The sequence below is a fragment of the Gilliamella sp. Choc5-1 genome (genome assembly GCF_001690595.1).
GTDB classification, from domain to species: Bacteria; Pseudomonadota; Gammaproteobacteria; order Enterobacterales; family Orbaceae; genus Gilliamella; species Gilliamella apicola_M.
The window spans coordinates 64,889-87,507 of the sequence record NZ_LZHH01000111.1 but is presented as its reverse complement, the minus strand read 5'-3'; the positions used below and the strand labels follow the sequence as shown (position 1 = coordinate 87,507).

14 protein-coding genes and 1 riboswitch are annotated in these 22,619 nt (G+C 34.6%); of the genes, 7 read left to right on the top strand and 7 right to left on the bottom strand.

Annotation, left to right across the window (positions count from 1 at the left end; genetic code table 11):
• Positions 1 to 44: 44 nt before the first annotated feature.
• On the bottom strand, positions 45 to 2,390 hold the full coding sequence (locus tag A9G35_RS10040) for a heavy metal translocating P-type ATPase (RefSeq protein WP_065636738.1): 2,346 nt from the start codon (positions 2,388 to 2,390) through the stop codon (positions 45 to 47).
• Positions 2,391 to 2,783: 393 nt separating this feature from the next.
• Between A9G35_RS10040 and A9G35_RS10035 the strand changes: the two genes are divergently transcribed.
• The 6 genes from A9G35_RS10035 to dinB all read left to right on the top strand — a co-directional run bounded on the left by A9G35_RS10035 (position 2,784) and on the right by dinB (position 11,133).
• Positions 2,784 to 3,914, top strand: coding sequence for a hypothetical protein (locus A9G35_RS10035; RefSeq protein ID WP_065636737.1), 1,131 nt, complete (start codon positions 2,784 to 2,786; stop codon positions 3,912 to 3,914).
• Positions 3,915 to 4,660: 746 nt separating this feature from the next.
• A riboswitch (TPP riboswitch) is annotated at positions 4,661 to 4,769 on the top strand.
• Between the two features lie 88 nt (positions 4,770 to 4,857).
• Entirely contained in the window at positions 4,858 to 5,814 is a 957-nt protein-coding gene (thiB, locus tag A9G35_RS10030) for a thiamine ABC transporter substrate binding subunit (protein ID WP_218057258.1), read from the top strand.
• Between the two features lie 14 nt (positions 5,815 to 5,828).
• Positions 5,829 to 7,400, top strand: a complete 1,572-nt coding sequence (thiP, locus tag A9G35_RS10025; RefSeq protein WP_065636735.1) for a thiamine/thiamine pyrophosphate ABC transporter permease — start codon at positions 5,829 to 5,831, stop codon at positions 7,398 to 7,400.
• Positions 7,384 to 8,094, top strand: coding sequence for a thiamine ABC transporter ATP-binding protein ThiQ (thiQ, locus tag A9G35_RS10020; RefSeq protein WP_065636734.1), 711 nt, complete (start codon positions 7,384 to 7,386; stop codon positions 8,092 to 8,094). The genes thiP and thiQ overlap by 17 nt, the downstream gene beginning before the upstream one ends.
• A 191-nt stretch (positions 8,095 to 8,285) precedes the next feature.
• Positions 8,286 to 9,992 carry a phosphoethanolamine transferase CptA gene (gene cptA / locus A9G35_RS10015; RefSeq protein WP_065636733.1) on the top strand — a complete coding sequence of 569 codons (1,707 nt, stop codon included), beginning with the start codon at positions 8,286 to 8,288 and terminating at the stop codon, positions 9,990 to 9,992.
• Between the two features lie 85 nt (positions 9,993 to 10,077).
• Positions 10,078 to 11,133 carry a DNA polymerase IV gene (dinB, locus tag A9G35_RS10010; protein ID WP_065636732.1) on the top strand — a complete coding sequence of 352 codons (1,056 nt, stop codon included), beginning with the start codon at positions 10,078 to 10,080 and terminating at the stop codon, positions 11,131 to 11,133.
• A 77-nt stretch (positions 11,134 to 11,210) separates the two neighbouring features.
• Here the strand turns inward: dinB and A9G35_RS10005 are convergent, their stop codons facing one another.
• Both A9G35_RS10005 and A9G35_RS10000 read right to left on the bottom strand, forming a co-directional pair.
• Entirely contained in the window at positions 11,211 to 12,647 is a 1,437-nt protein-coding gene (locus tag A9G35_RS10005) for a 6-phospho-beta-glucosidase (protein ID WP_065636731.1), read from the bottom strand.
• A 13-nt stretch (positions 12,648 to 12,660) separates the two neighbouring features.
• A complete protein-coding gene (locus tag A9G35_RS10000) occupies positions 12,661 to 14,532 on the bottom strand; it encodes a glucose PTS transporter subunit IIA (protein WP_065636730.1) in 1,872 nt (623 codons plus the stop codon).
• 178 nt (positions 14,533 to 14,710) lie between these two features.
• Between A9G35_RS10000 and A9G35_RS09995 the strand changes: the two genes are divergently transcribed.
• Complete coding sequence (locus A9G35_RS09995; RefSeq protein ID WP_065636729.1) at positions 14,711 to 15,415, top strand: GntR family transcriptional regulator; 705 nt, start codon at positions 14,711 to 14,713, stop codon at positions 15,413 to 15,415.
• Between the two features lie 85 nt (positions 15,416 to 15,500).
• On the opposite strand, the gene A9G35_RS09990 is transcribed toward A9G35_RS09995, so the two are convergent.
• Genes A9G35_RS09990 through A9G35_RS09975 form a run of 4 tightly spaced genes read right to left on the bottom strand, consistent with a single transcriptional unit; the run spans position 15,501 to position 22,521 of the window.
• Positions 15,501 to 18,602 (bottom strand): type I restriction endonuclease subunit R, encoded by a 3,102-nt coding sequence (locus A9G35_RS09990; protein ID WP_065636728.1) that lies wholly within the window; start codon positions 18,600 to 18,602, stop codon positions 15,501 to 15,503.
• A 12-nt stretch (positions 18,603 to 18,614) separates the two neighbouring features.
• A complete protein-coding gene (locus A9G35_RS09985; RefSeq protein WP_065636727.1) occupies positions 18,615 to 19,715 on the bottom strand; it encodes an AAA family ATPase in 1,101 nt (366 codons plus the stop codon).
• A gap of 26 nt (positions 19,716 to 19,741) precedes the next feature.
• Positions 19,742 to 20,983, bottom strand: a complete 1,242-nt coding sequence (locus tag A9G35_RS09980) for a restriction endonuclease subunit S (RefSeq protein WP_065636726.1) — start codon at positions 20,981 to 20,983, stop codon at positions 19,742 to 19,744.
• Complete coding sequence (locus tag A9G35_RS09975) at positions 20,980 to 22,521, bottom strand: type I restriction-modification system subunit M (protein ID WP_065636755.1); 1,542 nt, start codon at positions 22,519 to 22,521, stop codon at positions 20,980 to 20,982. Before A9G35_RS09975 ends, A9G35_RS09980 begins: the two co-directional genes overlap by 4 nt.
• Positions 22,522 to 22,619 lie beyond the last annotated feature (98 nt).

Here is a 22,619-nt window from a genome sequence, read left to right as displayed (position 1 = left end):
CTATTCCGCTTATCACAAGCGGAATAGGCTAGTTAAACTACTTTTTAACTTTTATTTTTAAATTTCAAAACTCGAAGGGCATTAGCCGTAACAATTGCCGTTGTACCTGAATCAGCTAACACGGCCAACCACAGCCCAGTAAAACCAAATAAACTGGTGATCAAAAATACTAATTTAACCCCCAACGCAATTGTAATATTTTGTTTAATATTATAAGAAGCAAAGCGTGTTAAACCAATTAACTTAGGCAAACTTAACAAGCTATTTTGGGTTAGTGCGGCATCAGCGGCTTCTAGTGCAACATCAGTACCGCTCCCCATAGCAATACCTACGCTTGCAGCTTTCATAGCAGGAGAATCATTAATTCCATCGCCGACCATTGCAATAGCGGTTGTATTACGGATTTTTTCAATCTCTACTAATTTATCTGCTGGTAACAGTTCGGCTCGGTAATCGATGTTGAGCTGTTTTGCTATCTGTTTTGCTGCACGTTCATTATCCCCTGTAAGCATTAGGGTTTTTAAACCAAATTGATGTAATTGATTGATTGCTGTTATGGCATCAGCACGGAGCACATCTTGTAAAGCGATAATCCCCAATAATTTTTGGTCAGTTACTACTGCTTGGTCAGTTACTACTACAATGACCGTTTTCCCTGCGCTTTCTAGTTGACTAATTATTTTTACCTGTTCATCGGTTAATTGCATCGAAATAGTTGATATTTTATTGGGTGAGACAATATAAAAAATTTGCTGATTTATTTCACCTTGTATTCCAACCCCTGCAATTGTTTTACGATTATTGGCTTCGACAAACGGAATTTTGTTTTGCTTAACATAATCAACAATAGCTTTAGCTAAAGGATGATGTGAACCACTTTCTATTGCTGCCACAATGGCAAGTAACGCTTCTGTTGAGATTGCATTTTGATTAATAATATCGGTAATCTGTGGTTTGCCTTCAGTTAACGTACCTGTCTTATCAAACGCAATTAATTTCACTAAACCAATATGCTCTAACGCTGCGCCACCCTTAATTAACACACCTTGCTTTGCTGCATTAGACAATGCTGAGGTTATCACCGCAGGGGTTGATATCACTAGTGCGCAAGGGCAACCAATTAATAACAATGTCAAACCACGATAAAACCAAGTATACCAATCAGCATTAAACAGCACTGGTGGCACAACTATCACCAATAGTGCAAGCAAGGCAATTGCGGGTGTATAATAGCGGCTAAACTTATCTATAAAACGCTCAATCGGTGCTTTGCGATCTTCGGCGTCCTCAATTAGCTGTAAAATACGATCAACGGCATTTTGCCCAACTTCAGAAACTACTTTAAGTTCAATGGTATTATCGACCACGAGCGATCCTGCCAAAATTTTATCACCTGAAAGGTAATTTACGGGGATCGACTCGCCTGTTAAAGCGCTTTCATCAATATTGGCTTGCTCGCTTATTAAAATTACATCAGCAGGCAAACGTCCTCCTGCTGAAATTTCGATAATATCACCCGGTTTCAAACTACGGCTAGCAATGGTTTTTCGTTTACCGTCAATAATTATTACTGTCTCTTCAGGCATTAGCTTGGCAAGTGACGAGATTCCCTGTCTAGCCTTACTTGTTGCCACACCTTCTAGCATTTCGCCAATCATAAATAAAAATATAACCATGGTTGCTTCTTCGGCGGCACCAATAAATAAAGCACCAATAGCCGAAAAACTCATTAACGACTCGATAGCAAAAGGGGTGCCGCTACGCGCTAAAATTAACGCCTCTTTTAAAATTGGAATTAACCCAATAATGGCCGTTACCATAAAAGCATATTCGCCTGCTGTTTTATTTAACAACAACAGCAGATAACTCACTACAATCAAGCCACCTAACACCGCTAAAGGAATAAGCGCCTTTTTATCAAAACCATGAGTATGCTCATGATGAGTATGTTCAGAAGTAGATTCAAAAATAGGGGTATAACCTAACTCGGTGATTTTATCTTCAATCAATTTAATGGTTTTTTCATTCTTTTGCGGAACCAAAACCACTAATTTTTGGGCAGAAAAGATAATTTTAGTTTGGCCAATATTCGGCAACGTTTTTAGTCCGTTTTCAATTTTTTGTGCACAGTGCGCACAATCCATGCCTTTTATTTTCCATATTAATTTAGTTTGTGAGCTTTGCCTGTCTGGAGCATCGGGGGAATCATCACACTGATTTTTTTTTGCTGCTGTATGGCAATCTCCACCACAGCTAGGGATTGAGTCTTGATGACAACTTAGAACATGAGATAAATGTGCATGATTATGCGCCATATTTTTACAGTCACAATGACAACCTTTATCTTCATGATGGTGATCATGATTCACAGATTTGTTATTGTATAACATAACATTACCTTGATATAGGGATGATTTTGATTGTACGCTAAAAAACGGAAAAAGAAATCATTTTTGTTTATTGCATGGCGAAAAAATAAAATCAGTAATAGTAAAAAATAAGAGGAAAACAAAACCAATCTAGCTTTATAAACAACATATATTAAAAACAATTGATTTTACTAGTTTTTTATTTAATTATCGTTTTAATACGCAATTACCATTTTAAAGTTTTTCATAAAACTTAATTAGTAAACCCCTTAATAAAACTAAAAAAAATCTTAAAAAAGTTTTCAAAAAGGCTAGTCAAATAGTTTTCAAACGATTACACTAAAAAATCAAAACAGATCATTTAATGATCGAGCGGGTATAAAAAACAAAACTTTACTTGACAAGGGAAATATGATGCAGTACCATGTTAATCCACAACACTGGCAAACCTATGCCTTAAGCTTATCAAATAACGCCATTAGGCACGTTTTTACACTTTTCTTTCTTATACCCTCGACATTTTGGTTTAAATCACCACTAAAATCATTTGCAAAAATTGCATTACTGGCACTGCCGTTATTGTCATATTCGTGGCAATTGCAGGCAGCAAATGGTAACAATAATCAAGTTAAGCATAGTGATGCAATTATTTTAAATTCAAGAGAAGTTATTAACTATGCAAGACCAGAGTTGCTTTATGGACAAGCTAATGGGTTTGCTGGTCCGGCTGACATATGGAATCCGAATAAGGGATTTTTAATTCAATCGAACAATCCTGTATCATATAGTAAAAATTTCCCAACAACGGGTGCTAATGGGTTATCCTTTGATTTACTGATAGAGGGAGATGTAGATGGATTGATATGGGATCCTGTCACGCATGAAGGTATAACGGCTACAGCGACAAGAACAGTGGCTTATCCACGGTCTAACTCTAACTGGTGGTGGTTACCTCCTGAAGAGGATGGAAAAATTGTAATACGTGTTAAGTTAACCGGCCCAGAGGCAAAAACTCAATGGGAAAATGACAATCCTAGACCAATTCGAGTGCCAAAATTACCTCAGACATTTGAATTAGTGGGTAGAGATAGTTTAGGTAACCATGTAATTAAATATGGATTTGTTTTGCAGAAGTGGTTTGTTAATCGAGGCAATATAAAAGGTTTTAGTCCTAATCAAATGTCTTGGTGTAACAGTCTAGGCTATCGTTTGTCGCAGGTAAAGGACTTGACTAACCAGGCATGTGATAGAAAAAGTAGTTATTACTTCAACTGCAGTGATGGAGTAGATGGTGCTAAACCAGCATCACATCATAATGGTTATCAGCGGCAAATAGGTGCAGGTTTGTTCACTGAGTGGGGCGATATGAGTAATTATAGAGATGGAGATTTTAAATACAACGGCTATACCACAAGTGAAATCTATCATAGTCCTGGTACTACTCGAGACGGTGCTTATTACATTGTTTACTCATTCTTTGGCAATATTCTTGTCCCCGCTAACAACGGAAACAATGCACTTCTTGCAGTTTGCGTCACCCCTTAGTTTTTAGTTATTAATCTTTAAAGTTATATAAGACAGCCAAGCAATAAAAAATAGCAGCCCCACATTGAGTGGGGCTATTTATTGGTTTATTTTGCCGGTTATTTTTGTAAAAAATATTCAGGAGTCTATACCGCTTTAAATTCATAACAAATTGATTTAAATAGAAAAGTAAAAAGCGCCAACAACACCGCAAGGCCAATATTTCAGTTTTTTTACGCTATCAAAAAAACAGACAAAGCCCCATTTTGTTAAAAATTTTCAGGAACGTACCTTGTTTATGTAAAAAACCTAAAAAAATCAGACTTAAGTTATAAAAAGACAGCCAAGCAATAAAAAACAGCAGCCCCATATTAAGTGGGGGCTATTTATTGATTTATTTTGCCGGTTATTTTTGTAAAAAATATTCAGGAGTCTATACCGTTTAAGCATTTAAAAACCGAAAAGTGTGATAGGTACTTTAATTGAAATAGCGTTTCATTAATCAATATTTAACTGTTTAACTATTTAAATTATATAAATAATTTAAAAATACACGGGTGCATTTATGGCGGATTATTTTAATCATAACAAAGAATAATTCGCTATTTTTTACAACTTAAAAAGTGCGCTGTTTATTGGTTTATTTTGCTAGTTGTTTTTGTCAAAAAGCTTCAGGAGTGTATAGTATTTAAGTAGAAAATTCCCAAATTTCTATTTACTACCTGTTCCGTTATTTACAAGCCTAACTCTAACCTCTAAACTACTCAACGTTCTCAACGGGGTGCCCAGAAGGGCTGAGAATGTTAGGTTGGCTAACGTAACCCGTCGAACCTGAACTGGATAATGCCAGCGGAGGGATTTGAGTTATTATACCTACTCAAACCTTTTGTCTTTTATTTGCTATTTTGGAGGCAAAATGTTTTTTAAAAATGTTCTATTACCTTTTGGATTGTTTATACTTTTTATGAACAACAATGTTAACGCTATCGACGAACGACCTACTTTGACAGTTTATAGTTACAATTCGTTTATTTCAGAATGGGGACCCGGTCAAGAAATTAAAAAAGGGTTTGAAGCTAAATGTGACTGTCAGCTCGATATTGTGACGTTAGGCGATGGGGTGTCAATTTTGAATCGAATTCGCCTTGAAGGTGATAAAACTAATGCCGATGTTATTTTAGGGTTAGATAATAACCTTTTAGAACAAGCAAAAATGATTAATATTATTGTTCCTCATCAAATCAGTAAGCCTGATAATTTGAATATTGATTGGTGGGATAGTGATTTTATACCTTATGATTTTGGTTATTTTGCGTTTATTTATGATCAACAAAAGATCAGCAATCCTCCGCATAGTATGCATGAGTTAGTTGATAATAAAGAAAATTGGCGAATTATTTATCAAGATCCTAGAACAAGTACTCCAGGCTTAGGTTTTTTATTTTGGGTAAAAAATATCTATGGTGATGATGCAGTATCAGCATGGCAAAAAATAGCTAAAAATACTGTTACAGTTACTAAAGGTTGGAGCGAATCTTATGGGTTATTTTTAAAAGGTGAAGCCGATTTTGTGCTTAGCTATAGTACTTCACCTGTTGCGCATATTATGAATAATAATGAACATCGCTATGCTGCTGCAATTTTTGATGAAGGACATTATCGCCAAGTTGAAGTGGCAGGTATTACTAAATATAATCATCATCCTGAATTAGCGCGTGCTTTTTTACAATATTTATTAACGCCTGATGTGCAACGCCAATTTGCAGAAAAAAATATTATGTATTCGATTGTTAATACCGAATTACCTGAAGCTTTTGGACAGATTAAACCTATTAATAAAGCACTTGAGTTTGATGCAAAGCAAGTTGAAAGCCAACAAAAAGCATGGGTACGTGAATGGAAATCTACTGTTAGCAAATAGTTTTATTCAATATAATGTTGAAATTAAAAACGTTACTTCCCGGTATTTGCGCTGCAAGCTTAATCTTAATTGTATTAGCTACAGCGTTGTTTACACTTTGCATGGATGCAATTAAATCCAATAATTTAACGGTTTATTTTGATAGTTATTTATTGCATGTCATTTGGATAACAACATATCAGGCAACTCTATCGACAGTGTTATCTGTATTGTTAGCAATATTGATGGCAAAGGCGTTATCCATGGTTAATTTTTTGGGTAAAAGAGTATTGTTGCGCATTATGCCTATTACCTTTATTTTGCCTACATTGGTTGTGGTTACAGGATTACTATCTATTTATGGACAACATGGTTTATTCGCGTCAATTTTTGATTATTTTGGCGTGTCATTTTTTAGCTCAATCTATGGTTTAAAAGGTATTTTACTTGCTCATGTATTTCTTAATCTTCCGTATGCTTGTTGTTTGTTTTATCAAACGTTAAATAGTGTACCAATTGAACAAAAACAATTGGCAGCGCAATTGAATTTTTCAAGTTTTTTTTATTTTAAATTGATTGAATGGCCATTGTTATCTCGACAGTTACTTCCAATGGCAACGCTTATTTTTATGCTTTGTTTTTCTAGCTTTTCTATCCCATTGGCACTTGGAGGAGGGCCCAAATATACCACACTTGAAGTTGCTATTTATCAAGCTATTCGTGATTTTGATTTGATTGAAGCTGTGCTTTTAGCATGTTTGCAGTTGGTTTATTGTGCTATTTTTATGTGTTTGATGCAAAAAATTAATCATAGGCAAAAAATTAACGTGCGTTATTTTAGATCATACTACCGTTTACCTGTTTCGTGGAATTTGGCGTTGTTGTGTATGGTAATTGTTGTTATTGGTGGATTATTTATTTCATTGCCAATTGTTATTATATTAATTGAAGGTATCTGTTCTTTTAAGTGGGTATTTTTAACGGTAGATTTTCAACGAGCTATCATGTTTTCATTATTAATTGCCTTTGGTTCGGCCATTATTGCTATGTTGCTTGCGTTATTGTTGCTTTATACCAATAGCCGTTTGTTGATTAATCAGCAAGCACGTTGGAGTAATCGGTTAATGTTAGTGGGTTCGCTGATTTTAGTTATTCCAAGTATGGTACTTGCATCAGGTTTATTTTTATTGTTGTTTCCTTTTGCTTATAGTGCTGTCTTTGTTTGTGGGTTAATGATGTTATGTAACGGTTTAATGTCATTACCTTTTATATTAAAAAATCTTGCCATGCCCATGTATGATGTCATATCACGTTACTGGCAATTAAGCCAATCACTTAATATTAACGGATTTTCGCATTTTTATTTAATTGAATATAAAGCGCTAAAAAAATTAATTGTCCAGAGTTTTGCTTTTGCGGCGATCTTGTCATTGGGCGATTTTGGTATTATTGCATTGTTTGGTGGTCAATCTGTCACTACGCTACCTTATTATTTGTACGAGCAGATATCACATTATCATTATCAAGAAAGTACCGTAACGGCTGCTTTATTGTTAATATTATCTTTTAGTTTGTTGATAGTGATAGATTATGATAGAACTGAATAAAATTAATTATCATTATGATAATTTTAAAATGCATTTTGATATTAAAATAGCTTCTAAAGACAAGGTGCTGATTGTAGGGCCAAGTGGTGCGGGTAAAAGTACCTTGCTAAGTTTGATAGCAGGGTTTATTTTTCCTGATTCTGGTAATATTTTACTTAATCATCAAAAAATGACTAATATTTTACCTGGTAAACGGCCTGTTTCAATTTTATTTCAGCATAATAATTTATTTAGTCATTTAACGGTTGAACAAAATATAGGTTTAGGTATTAGACCTTGCTTAAAACTCACTGATTGCGAACGGCAGACCATTGATGATATGTTAGTGAAAGTTAGTTTAATGGGGTTTAATAATCGTTATCCTGATCAACTATCTGGTGGGCAATGTCAACGTGTTGCTTTAGCGCGCTGCCTAATTCAACGGCGTCCTATTTTATTGTTAGATGAGCCGTTTTCAGCACTTGATCAAGCTTTACGCTTTGAAATGTTAGCATTAGTTAATCAAATTTGTGATGAGTTTAATTTGACTTTAATGATGGTATCACATCATATTAGCGATTTTCTAGGTTATTTTTCGCGTTGTTTGGTAGTAGATAATGGACAGATTGTCTTTAATGGTTTGCCAAAGCAATTAAAACATCCTGAAAATAATCATATTACTAAAGTGTTGGGTTTTAATTTCAATAAAGCGTAGTTGTTAGGGGCTAAATAAAGGCATTTTTCTGTCTGTCTATTTATTTATTATTCTTCTAAATCAACTTCCGATTATTTATTTTTTAATTACTGATTTAAATTCATACAGTTATATCTTAAGGTTTTATTAATCTATTTTGTGTAGATTGTTACTAATAACTAATAACTAATAACTATACTTATTCAATCTCTATGGAAAATACTAAAACAAATTGTTCATTTAGTTGGTCAGCGCTTATCTTTGATATTCTATTTTTTACTTATTTTTCTAGTGCATTGCAATTGTATATTTTCTTTTCTGGTCATTCAAATGTCATTGGGTTGCGTGATTCTATCATTTATAGCTTGATTTGGCTTATTCCCATTTTGATTTTTCCTAACTATACGCGGAAAATTGCGACTGTTTTTGGGATAATTGTAGGAAGTTTGTCTTTGATTCCTGTTGGTTATTTTACTATTTATCGGCAGGAGTTTTCGCAAAGTGTGTTTTTTATTATAGCCGAATCAAACTTTACAGAATCTAGTGAGTTTATTCAACAATATTTGAGCTTTAAATTAGTTGCAGTTCTGATTATTTATAGTTTAATTGGAATTTATCTTTGGACTAAAGTTAAACCAGTTTATGTTAAAAACCGTACTAAATCGATTGCATCACTATTAATTGTGATTTATGCCGTTATGCCGGTGTTTATTAGCGTTACAATCAAAAAATCTTCTATTAGGAAAGCAGGATCTCATTTGTTAACGCGCATGGAAACAACCGTGCCATGGCAACTTCTTAATAGTTATTTGGCTTATCGAACACAACTATCTAATATGGAAGGTATTTTAAATCATTTACAAACGTTACCACCGTTAGAAAACTTAAAAGATACCAACGGCAATACTCCAAGAACGTTAGTGCTAGTTATCGGTGAGTCAACAACACGCAATCGAATGGGTATTTATGGCTATGAACGCGATACCACACCACAAATTGAGCAGTTTAAAAAAGATAACCCCGATTTTCTGGTATTTAATGATGTGGTTTCGTCAAGGCCTTATACCATTGAAATTTTGCAACAGGCGTTAACTTTTGCTGATGAAAAACATCCTGATTTATATTTAAAAACACCTTCTTTAATGCATTTAATGAAACAAGCAGGATATAAGACATTTTGGATTACCAACCAGCAAACAATGACGCGACGTAATACAATGCTAACAATGTTTTCTCAGCAAACTGATGAACAATTTTATATGAATAATGATCGTAACCAAAGTGCAAGACGATATGATGAGTCTGTCTTTGATCCATTTAAAAAAGTATTAACCGATCCAAGTGAAAAGAAATTTATCGTTATTCACTTGCTCGGAACGCATATGAAATATGAATTTCGTTATCCGAAAGGAGGCGAACATGATCGTTTTAAAGATAAGGCAGGCATTTCGTTTAATATCGATAACGATAAAGTGGGTATTTATAATACTTATGATAACGCGGTAAGTTATAACGATTACGTTACAACAACACTTTTTAATATCTTTAAAAATAGCCAGCAAAATGGATTTATGTTGTACTTTTCAGATCATGGCGAAGATGTTTATCAAACACCTCCGCACAATATTTTGGGTCGAAACGAGAAAGCCCCAACACGCACTATGTATACTATACCATTTATGCTTTGGCAATCGCCAACATGGATAAAAACACATCCAAATAATTATCAAAATTATGTGGATCGCAAATTTAGCACACAAGATTTGATTCACACTTGGTCTGATTTAGCTGGATTAAGTTATAATTTATATGTTCCTGAAAAAAGCGTTGTTAATCCTAATTTTCATGAGTCGATTCGTTGGATTGGCGATCCTTATGATAAAAATGGTTTAATTGATTTTGATAAATTACCTAAGTAACCACCACAGGTTATTTACACAACGGTTTAAATTATGGTATTGTATATTTATACAGTGTATATTTTAAGATGTTGTGAACCAATTTATGCGAAAAATCATTCATGTTGATATGGATTGTTTTTATGCCGCCGTTGAAATGAGGGATAATCCCCGTTATCGTAATATGCCTATTGCGGTAGGGGGGGATCCTCGTAAACGTGGTGTGGTTGCTACTGCCAATTATTTAGCTCGTCAATATGGTATACATAGCGCTATGTCTATGGCGCAAGCGGTAAAACTGTGTCCTAATCTTAAAATAATACCAGGTAGGCATGCAGTTTATAAAGAAGTATCTAAACAAATCCACCAAATCTTTAAACGGTATACTGAATCTATTGAAGCACTATCGCTCGACGAAGCTTACCTTGATGTTACCGATTGCAAACGTTGTTATGGATCTGCCACTTTTATCGCTCAAGATATTCGCCAAGCTATTTTTAATGAACTTGAATTAACCGCATCAGCTGGCGTTGCACCTCTTAAGTTCCTTGCTAAAGTGGCTTCTGATATGAACAAGCCTAATGGTCAATATGTGATAACGCCCGATGAAGTTGATAGCTTTATTGAGAAGCTTTCTTTAAAAAAAATCCCAGGAGTGGGTAAAGTAACAGAAAAGAAATTAGCCCAATTGGGGCTATTTACGTGCAATGATGTGGTTAATTATGATGTAACTAAATTAATTAAGCAATTTGGTAAATTTGGGCGAGTATTGTATGAACGATGCCAAGGTATCGATGATCGTGAAGTGTGTAATGATAGGCAACGTAAATCTGTTGGCGTTGAGCGTACTTTAACTGAGGATATTCATAGCTGGGATGAGTGTTTATTACAGTTTGAACCATTATTTGCAGAGCTTGAAAAACGGTTAAGCAAAGTTCGTGCTGATTTGTCTATAGCTCGGCAAGGGGTCAAATTTAAGTTTGATGATTTTCAACTTACAACACAAGAACATGCATGGTCTAAATTAGATAAAGCTGATTTAATTAAACAAGCATATAAAGTTTGGGGTGAGCGGCGTAATGGTCGTGGGGTTCGGCTAATTGGGTTCCATGTTACGTTAATCGATCCACAAGTTGAAAAGCAGCTGATTTTTCCATTTTAGTTATTGTTAATTCATAAAAAAGAGGATGTTGGCAACGCCTTAAACATCCTCATACAATAATAACTAATTGAGAATTATTATTTTAAACTTTCACCGTTAGTACTAATGACGTTTTTATACCATTCAAATGAGTCTTTTTTATAACGTTTCATGCTGCCGTTTCCTTCATTATCACGATCAACATAAATGACGCCATAACGTTTTTTCATTTCGCCAGTAGTGAATGAAACAACATCAATAATACCCCAAGCGGTATAGCCTATGACATCAACGCCATCATAATCCATAGCGGTTTGCATGGCTTTAATATGGGCACCTAAGTATTCAATACGCGGTTTGTCGTGTATTTGATTGCCGTTTTCGAGTTCATCAATGGCGCCAAAGCCGTTTTCAACAATAAACAAAGGTAGTTGGTAACGATCATATAAGCGATTTAATGTATACCTTAAACCCTCAGGGTCAATTGGCCATCCCCAATCACTGCTTTTGATGTAAGGGTTTTCAACGGCATTTGGTAATGCGCCGTTAACAATGTTGTCACGATTATCATTTTTGGCATCAGCTTTAACAACAGTAGACATGTAATAGCTAAAACCAATGTAATCAACAGTACCTTTTTTCAAACAGGCTAAGTCTTCGTCAGTAATATCAAGTTTGTAACCTTCTCGTTCAAACTCTTTTAAGGCATAAGCTGGATAATAGCCACGAACATGAACATCAGGGAAGAAGAATCGTTGATGCATTGCAATTTCTGATGCCATCATATCTTCAGGATTGCATGAAAATGGATAAATTGGCACATGTGAAACCATACAACCAATTTGAAAATCAGGGTTGATTTTTTTACCGGCAATCACCGCTTTGGCACTGGCTAACAATTCATAGTGAGCAACTTGATACAGGACTTCTTGCGGATTTTCGCCCGGTTTAACTTGGACGCCAGAATTAGTCCAAAAGAAGATTGGGTTACTGGTATCCATTTGGTTATTGATTTCATTAAACGTCATCCAATATTTTACTTTATGTTTATAACGTTCAAAGCAAGTAATGGCAAAGCGCTCAAAAAATTCAACTGTTTTGCGGTTTCTAAAACCACCATAATGGCGAGCAATATGTAAAGGTATTTCAAAATGCGATAAGGTAATGACAGGCTCAATTCCATTAGCAATTAATTCATCAAAAACATCATCGTAAAAACGTAGGCCTTCTTCATTTGGTTCAAGCTCATCACCTTTTGGAAAAATTCGAGTCCAAGCGATCGAGGTGCGCAAACATTTAAGACCTAATTCAGCAAAGAGTTTGATATCATCTTTATAATGATGATAAAAATCAATTGCAGTATGATTTGGGTAAAACTTATCGGCTTCGATATCTTGAGTGATTTGTCTTGCAACGCCATGAGCACCTGCTGTCATGACATCAACAACGCTTGGGCCTTTACCGCCTTCGTTCCAACCGCCTTCAAATTGGTGAGCGGCTAAAGCACCGCCCCATAAAAATGGTTTTTTAGTCATTTTTTATTCCTTGTTATTGCTTAATTTTAAATATGATATCATTAATCGTTACGTCAGTTTTATCGGTTAATGAAATTAATTGGTATTGATCGGTGTTAACAATAATAATTGGCGTAATTAATGGATAACCAGCTTGTTTAATAGCATCAGGATTAAAGCTAATTAGCAAATCTCCTTTTTTCACTTTTTGATTTAATTCAATGTGATATTCAAACTCATTATTAGTTAAATTAACGGTATCAATCCCCACGTGAATTAACAATTCGACGCCATTATCTAATGTTAACCCAATGGCATGTTTAGAATTTTCAAATACTGCAGTTACCTCGCCATCAAAAGGTGCATAAACATGATTATCAGTAGGTTCAATTGCAATCCCTTCTCCCATCAATTTTTGCGCAAAAGCAGGGTCTGGCACTTCGCTTAGCGGTAACGCTTTACCTGTCATTGGGCTTGTAATTTCAACCTCATCAAGAAGAATTTTAGGGGTATCATCTTTAATGTTAGCTATATCTTGCTTTGTTTCACCTGTACCAAATATTTGGATTAAAATTACAGGTCCAAATAAAGCAATGCCTGAGCCAATTAAAACACCCAAAAATGAATCTGGATTATGAGGGCTGATCGCATTGACGATAGTTAAAGGACCAGGCAAACCAGCGTAAGCAACATAGTGAGGTGCAACAAATCCAGCCACAATACCACCACAAGATGCAGAAATACAACCATAAATAAATGGTTTTTTAAAGCGTAAGTTAACACCATAAATAGCAGGTTCGGTTATACCAAATAAGCCAGTGATAAAAGCAGATAACGAAACGCCTTTCATCTCTTGAGTTTGGGTTTTTAAATAAAAACCTAATGCTGCACCGACTTGACCAATAACGGCAATGGTTTGAAATGCTTGGAAAGAGTCTTGACCATATTGTTTAAAGTTTTCAACAATGACAGGTGTGATCCCCCAATGCACGCCAAAAATAACAAAGATTTGCCAAACGGCTCCAATAATCCCACCAGCTATTGAAGGTGCTAGACTGACAAACCAATTATAACCGTTAGCAATGTATTGTGCACCATAGGCAGTTAATGGACCAACAATAAGCAATGTTAATGGAACCATTATAACAAGACTAAATAATGGCAGTAAAACTGGCTTTATAATGCTATGTAGGAGAGGCTCTAGGAACCGTTCTAAATATGAAAGTAACCAAACTAAAAATAGTGGTGGTAAAACGGTTGAGGCATAAGTGGTTTTTGATAGCGCAATACCAAATAGATCAATTTCGTGCCCTTCGCTTATTAGTTTTGCAAACTCAGTCCATGTTGGTGATAACAGTGCAGCACAACATGCAACTGCAATATATAAATTACAACGAAAATGTTGCGAAGCCGTAATGGCAATAAAAATAGGTAAAAAAACAAAAGGCGCCCAAGAGATGAAATTGAATACCTCAAAAGTCCCCGTTTTTTCTAGTTCAGGACAGGCTAATTTAAGTAAAATCAAGATACCTTGCAAAATTCCTGATGCAGCTAAAATATAGACAAACGGGGCAAAAACTGCCGACATTGTTGCAATGATTTTATTTAAGATATTATTATCACTGTTAGTTTCAATATTGTTATTTGTATTAACAAGTTGAATAAATGCATTATAGACTTTATCAACGTTAGTACCAATTACAACTTGAATTTGTCCTCCTTTTTCAACCACAGTAATAACACCAGGTAGCTTTGCTATGTTTTCTTTTGCTTGATCTGGGGTTGTTTTTGTAACAAGGCGAAGACGAGTTGCACAACGCGCAACTGTCACAATGTTATTTTCACCGCCTAGTTCATTTAAAATATCAACAGCGAGTTTGTTATAGTCTCTAATTTTTGATGACATTGATTTAGCTCCTTAAAGCAAGTTAAGGTATTTATCTTAGTCTGAAATTTTAAATTGTTAATGATCAATTATATTGTTTGTGATCTAGATCTCTTTTTTTATGTAATTTAGTTTAAAAATTAAATATAACCTGTATAAAATAATCATTAAACTTTTGTAGAATAGAAAATAATTTTGAATGGTTAAATATCAATATGTTGCAGGGAAGATTAAACAGCTGATTTATCAGCAGCAATTACCAAAAGGGGCGCAACTTGCTAATATTGAAGGCTTAATTAACCAATATCAGGTCAGTCGTAGCACAATTATCAAAGCGCTTGATTGCCTTGAACGGCAAGGGGTGATCTACCAAGTGCAAGGTAGTGGTATTTTTGTACGCCAACGTAAAAAAAGAGGCTATCTCAATTTTTTACAAAGTCATGGATTTACGGTTGATTTAGGTGATACTTATGGTGTATCCAAAGTTCTTAATGTCGATCTTATTAAACCAAACTCAAAGGTAAAAGATAATTTACAGTGTGATGACGATGAGGATGTTTATTTTATTAAACGCCTGCGCTATGTTGATGGTAAATTATATGGCCTAGAGCAATCTTATTATCGCAAAAAATTAATCAATTACTTGAATAAAGAAATTGTTGAAAACTCAATTTTTAGTTACATTCAAGATAATTATAATATTAATATTGGCTTTTCTGATAAATATTTTCAAGTCATCAAACTTGATGCCGAAACCGCTCAATATCTTGGCTTACAAGCAGGTGAACCAGCTCTTTGTGTGGAAGAGGTATTTTATACCACAGCTGGCGAACCTTTTGACTTTTCAACCATTATTTACCACTACGAAAATGCAAGATTTTGCGTACAAAATCACTCAAAGTAAGTTTGAATGATGAATTATTAGGAAGATGAATAAGAAATCGATCATTCATCTTCCTTTAATTATTAGCGAATTTAACTGTTAACAATTAAATTTCACCACCAACACCCTTAAACTTTTCAACCAATGCGGCGATCTTTTCAAAGACTCGGTTCTTTTTAATTAAATATTGGGGATTCAGCGGACTCATTTTTGGTAAAATCTCGTTCAACTCTGTGCCGTTTTCGGTTGCATATTTTCGCTTTAATGATGATGCAATATAGCGTTTTGTTGCCGCTTCATTTAAATTTTCCTCTTCAATTAAGGAATTAAGCTCTACCTGTAATTCTTGCTGTGCATACAAGAAAAACGCATCAATAATCGAGGCTTTATCTGGAATAGCATCAAGATCAGTTTGTTTTATAAACTCTACAACTAGCTCTTCTTTAGCTCGATTTTCTAAGCTTGATCGAATTAATCGCTTAGCATCTTCGACAATGTCCTGTTTGGTTTTTTCTTGTTTATTTTGTTCATAAATTAACTCAAGAATATAATCCAAATTGATCTCTTGCGATTTTAATAGATCAATTTCGAAAACCACATCATCCCAGTCAAATCTTTGCTGATCTTGTTGATTGGCTTCTTTTTCTCGGCGTAGCCAATCACGAATATCATTATAAGTTGAACGATAATTTTGAATTGTGCGGTCAGTCGGTAGTTTAACTGCTTGCATTTTTTGCAGATCTTCATCAGTCACATAATGCTTATTTTTAAACGCTAAAACTGCTTGCGCATCTGTCATATCTAATTGTTGGAAATCCTTTAATGCAACAAATTCATCATAATTTTGTAATATATTGTCAGCACGTAAGTACTCACCAAATAATTTAACAAACTCTTTTTTATCTTTTTCTTTGATAATTTCATCAGGGCGTGGGAACTTTTCTTGTAACTCGGCAACGATGGCTAGATAGCCATTGTGGAAATTACCTGAATCTTTATCAGTAAACCCTTCCATGTATTCCTTAAAGCTTTTTTCTAACACTACTTCATGAGTATTACTTTTACCAAATGTTTTTATTGCATCAATGGTCGCTTGTTCTAAATCACGAAACGCCACAATATTACCAAAGGTTTTGGTGGCATTATAGATACGATTGGTGCGTGAAAAGGCTTGAATTAACCCATGATACCGCAGGTTTTTGTCAACAAATAAGGTATTAAGTGTTGGGGCATCAAAGCCAGTTAGGAACATGCCAACGACAATTAATAGATCGATTTCTTGATTTTTTACTTTTAAAGACAAATCGCGATAATAGTTTTGAAATTGATCGCTACTGACATCAAAGTTAGCTTTAAACATCTGATTATAATCTGATATCGCAGAAGCCAAAAACTCTTTAGCACTTTGATTTAAGGCGTCTATTTCAAAACTTTCATCGGCAAAATTACCTTGCGCATCTTGTTCTTCATTAGCAGAATAAGAAAATATCGTGGCTATTTTTAACGGCTGATTTGCACCTTCTTGTAGTTTTTTGAATGACTCATAATAGAGTTTAGCCGCATCTACACTACTCACTGCAAACATGGCATTGAACCCTTTACTTTTGCCCATTAATCGGTGGGTTTTTTGTTTAAAATTATTCAGAATATATTGCGTGATTTGCTCAATACGGTTTGGGTGGAGCAATGCTTTTTTATTTTCAGCAGCGCTGAGTTTTTCGAGATTTTGTTCTTGCTCTATCGATTTAAAATTAGGACGCACATCATTATAGTCAACTTTAAATTTTAGTACCTTTTCGTCACGAATTGCATCGGTTAATACATAAGCGTGCAGTTCACGACCAAAAACATCCGCTGTAGTTTGCGTTCCGATTGCGTTAGTATGCATAATCGGCGTACCAGTAAAACCAAATTGGTAATATTTTTTAAATTTACGCTTTAAGTTTTTTTGAGCTTCGCCAAACTGGGAGCGGTGCGCTTCGTCAAAAATAAATACCACATGTTTATCATAGATTGCTAAACTATCATCGCTTTTCATTAAATTATTAAGCTTTTGAATAGTGGTGACAATAATTTTATTATCGGTTTTCTCAATATTGCGCTTAAGCCCTGCGGTACTATTTGAACCATTCACACTATCTTTTGAAAATTTTTGATACTCTTTCATGGTTTGATAATCCAGATCTTTACGATCCACCACAAAAAAAACTTTATCAATAAATTCTAATTCGGTTGCAAGGCGTGCCGTTTTAAAACTGGTTAATGTTTTGCCAGAACCTGTTGTGTGCCAAATAAAACCACCACTTTGTAAGCTACTCCACTTTTTGGCATGATAAGCGCTAATGATTTGCCATAATATACGCTCGGTGGCGGCGATTTGGTAAGGGCGCATAATTAACAATGTGTCATTTACATCAAGCACCGAATAAGTCAGTAACACATTTAATAGCGTGCGGCTGGCAAAAAAGGTTGCGGTAAAGTCTTTTATATCCTTTATTGGTTCGTTTTTAACATTTGCCCAATTCATTGTAAAATCAAAGCTATTTTTGTCACGTTTAGTCGTGTTAGCAAAATAGCGCGTATCGGTACCATTTGATATAACAAACAGTTGTAAATATTTAAATAGTGAATTGTCTTGATTAAAACTCTCTTTACTATAGCGATGTACTTGATTAAAGGCTTCACGAATAGCAATACCACGCTTTTTTAGTTCAACTTGCACAAGCGGCAAGCCATTCACTAAAATCGTCACATCATAACGATTTGTATAATTACCAGTTTGCTGGAATTGATGGATAACTTGTAATTTATTATTAGCGACCTCTTTTTTATCTAAAAGTTTGATATTTTGAATATGACCATCATCAAAAACAAAATCGTAAATATGATCGTGGTGGATTTTGCGACTTTTATCGATCATCGATTCATTGGGTTTATCCAAATACTCTAATACAAAACGTTGCCATTCATCATCCGTAAATTGCATTTTGTTTAGTGTTTGCAACTGCTCGCGAATATTTGCTAATAACTTTTCATGCGTATTTAAATTCGGTAAGTATTCATAACCTTGTCGAGCTAAATCATGAATAAATTCATTTTCTAAATCCGTTTCAGTCTGATAAACAGCAGCCGTCTCTTCAAGTTTGTTGTAGTTATCTAAAATAATGTAGCTATTAGTTTCGGCAATTGGTTTTGTATAAGTCGTCATAGTCTATTCCAGCTATTTAAAATTATAATTTTCGAGTAAATGATTCAGTAAAAAGGCAACAATCTGCTTTTCAGGATCGGAAGGTTCAGGGGGCATTTCATTGGATAATTTTGAATGACTTGTAAAATTGATAATTCGTGTTAAATAGGCCTGTTTATTGTCAGGCAATAATTCTGACCATTGCTGATAGCCTAAAAAACAGGCAGTTTTTTCATATAAGTTACGTAAAAGGGTAAAATGATATTTTTCAATTTTTTGTTCGCGAATGGCTTGTTGTAAAATATCTTTTAAATAAAGATGATAAGAAAAACAGTGATTTGAATCGCCTTTTTTCTCTTCTAATGCAAATTCACCGTCTTCAAATCGTCTTAGAATATAACCGTTTGACAACTTCAATTCATTATAAAGTACATTATAAAACAGTGGGTTATGGGTCGTAATAATAAATTTAATTTTAGATTCACTAGATTTAATTAATTGGGCAATATCTACCGCCAATTGGATAAGATGATTTTCGTCCAACGAACTGACGGGATCATCAATAAAAATATAGCGTAAATGGTCAAATTCATTAGTCGAGCGTTCGCTTTTATCAGTAATATTGCGCTCGGCAATCACCAAACTAATCAAGGTGAAAAAAATACTCCAAATTAAATTACTTTCTTCTCCTTTGGATATTTTAATATTATCCATACGCTGCTCATTATCTCCTGCCAGCGAAAAAGTAATAGCAGAAAAATCCTCATTGAAATGCGGCAGTAATCTTTGGTGAGTATAGGATTGAAAGTAACGAACAATATTTTGGTCTTGTCCTTGGTCTTTCAAAATCCAATCAGTAAATGAGTTAGGTTTTATGATTAATTGATGTTCACCCTCTTGGTGTTTATCATTATCCCAAGCAAATAAATCCTCAGTAAAAGCGTTATAGTAAAGGATTTTGTGCCTTGTTAAGGCTGCATTATTCTCTTTATCGCCTTTATGCTGCGATATAATAAAATTTTTAAATGTTTGAGATAAACGTGTTTTACCAGTACCGTTAAAGGCATAGATTAATTGGACTTTTCTATTGTTTTTATCCAGCTTTTCAGCAATATTCCTTAATATGGTATTCATCTTTTTATAACTCTATCTTATGATTCTTACTCTTTCGGAAAGTCTAATAATAAATTCCGATAATATTCATATTGTTTTTGGCGTAATGCTATCTCACGCGGTAACCCCTCGGTGATTGAATTGGTAAGCGCATCGAATTTATCTAAAATTTCGACAATACGGGCTTGTTCCTTGAGTGGGGGAATTGGGATTTTAAACTGTTTTACTTTTGCATCTGAAATTGAAGGATATGCAGTACCACTTTGGTTTTCATTAACATAATTATTAAATCGTGTAGATGAAATATTGTAGTAAATCCATTTAGGTAGAATATAATTACGATTTGCTCTTAAAACACAATAACCTGTGCTTGCAATGTTCTCAGAAAACTCTTTTTCTATTAATGTGAATCTTTGTAGTGTTGGACGAGTCGTTGCAAAAATAACATCATTTTCTTCAACAACTTTTTGTGCTCTACTTGGTGCATTTATAGCTGTTATTTCAGTTGTTCCAATAATTGATTTAGTTTCACGACTAACAGAAGTTAAATCAATATATTTGTAAATACGATCTGTTTCTTTCCATCTTATATTGCTTGTTGGTAAAGTTATACTTTCTAAAGCCTTCCACTCAACTTCATCCTCTTGAAAGGTCAACAATTTATCTCGATAATAGTTGTATTGTTTTTTCCTTGCGGTAAGCTCTGCTGTGAGCTCTGCTGTGAGCTCTGCTGTGAGGGCTGTGAATGTGTCTAAAATACGGACAATTTCGGTTTGAATGTGTAGAGGGGGGATGGGAATTTGGAATCCTTCTATAATTTTTGAACTTAAATTATTTATAGTTGAGCTATTCAACATTTCATTTAGATAATTTTGAAAAATTTCACTTGTTAAAATGTGAAATAAATAACGAGGGCTGATTTTGTTTGAGGTTCTAATCACGCCCATAAAACCACCGAAATAGTAATCTATATCATTAGTTATGAAAGCAACTTTTCCAACGTGTTCACGGCTTCCACTTGCAGCACTTATTAAAATATCGTTTTTATAAAGTTTTTGTGTATCTTTAACTTTGGTATCCAAATTGATAATTTTAACATCATTGAAATTTAGCGTATTGTTTGATAGTGTAATATTATTTGCACGTAGTACTTTATATCCTATGCTATTGTTGCTTTCATTTTTTTTGTTATAAGTTAGCCCTCTAACATATTGGGCAACAGAGCTCAAAGCTTTCCAATCAACCTCAACACCTTTTAGCAACTCAGTTATGTTATTACTCTTATTCATCCCTCAATCTCCGCCACAATTGCATCAATTTGGGAACGTAAACTATCAATTTTAGCTACGGTATCTTTTATTTCGGCATTAAGCTTGGCGATATCAATCACTTCACGGGTATCTTTGGCTTCAACATACGAACTGACCGATAGATTATAATCATTTTCCGCAATGGTTTGATTATCGACCGATTTAGCAAAATATTCGATATCTTGCTTGCTAGCAAATACTTGCATAATTTCTTGAATATGTTCATCAGTGAGCACATTATTATTGGTCTCTTTTTTAAACAGTTTGCTAGCATCAATAAATTGTGTTGTTTTGAAGGTTTTATTTTTGGCAAGCACTAAAATATTAACCGCAATCGATGTGCCATAAAATAAGTTTGGTGCGAGCGAGATTACGGTTTCAACAAAATCATTATCGACCAAATATTTACGAATTTTTTGTTCCGCACCACCTCGATAAAATATCCCCGGAAAGGTAACAATTGCCGCTCGCCCTCGCTCGGACAAATAACTTAGTGCATGCATAATAAAGGCAAAATCGGCTTTCGATTTGGGTGCCAGTACACCGGCAGGTGCGTATCGGTCATCATTGATTAAGGTTGGATCATCACTGCCAATCCATTTAATTGAATAGGGTGGATTTGAAACAATGGCATCAAATGGCTTTTCGTTGCCAAATTTGGGATTAAGCAGCGTGTCCCCTAAGGCAATTTCAAATTTATCATAGTTGATATTGTGTAAAAACATATTCATTCGAGCAAGGTTATAGGTGGTATGGTTGATTTCTTGACCGAAGAATCCATCCTCAATAATATGCTCGTCAAACTGTTTTTTCGCTTGTAACAATAAAGAACCCGAACCAGCCGCCGGGTCATAGATTTTATTAACCTTTTTTTGATTATGTAAGGCTAATTGTGAGATTAATTTCGACACATTCGGTGGCGTAAAAAATTCACCACCTGATTTACCGGCGTTCGAGGCATAATTAGAAATCAAATACTCATAAGCATCGCCAAACAGATCGATTTTATTGTCTGCGAAATCGCCAAAATCAAGCTCGGCAACACCATTAAGTACTGCGGCTAACCGTTTGTTTTTATCGGCAACCGTATTACCTAATCGGTTACTGGTGGTATCAAAATCGGCAAATAATCCTTTAATATCGCTTTCTGAAGGGTAACCAATGGCTGAGCTTTCAATCGCATTAAAAATATTAGCCAAGTCAGTATTTAAACTTGGATTGGTATTAGCTTCCGCTACAATTTTACAAAATAGTTGGCTAGGATAAATAAAATAGCCTTTGGTTTTTATTGCGTCTTTTTTAACTTCATCGTTAATGACATCGTCGGATAATGTGCTGTAATCGATACTCTCATCGCCACCTTCAATATAATTAGCAAAATTCTCACTAATAAAGCGATAAAACAAAGAACCAAGTACATACTGTTTAAAATCCCAACCATCGACAGCACCACGGACTTCGTCGGCAATTTTCCAAATTTGGCGTTGTAGTTGATCGCGTTGTTGCGTTCCTGTCATTGATTGGGCGTTATTGGAAGTCATATTTTCAAAATTCCTAAATAAAAAATAGGTGTTGCCTGATTAGAAAGTCACTGATTTTTACTTTCATATTAGCC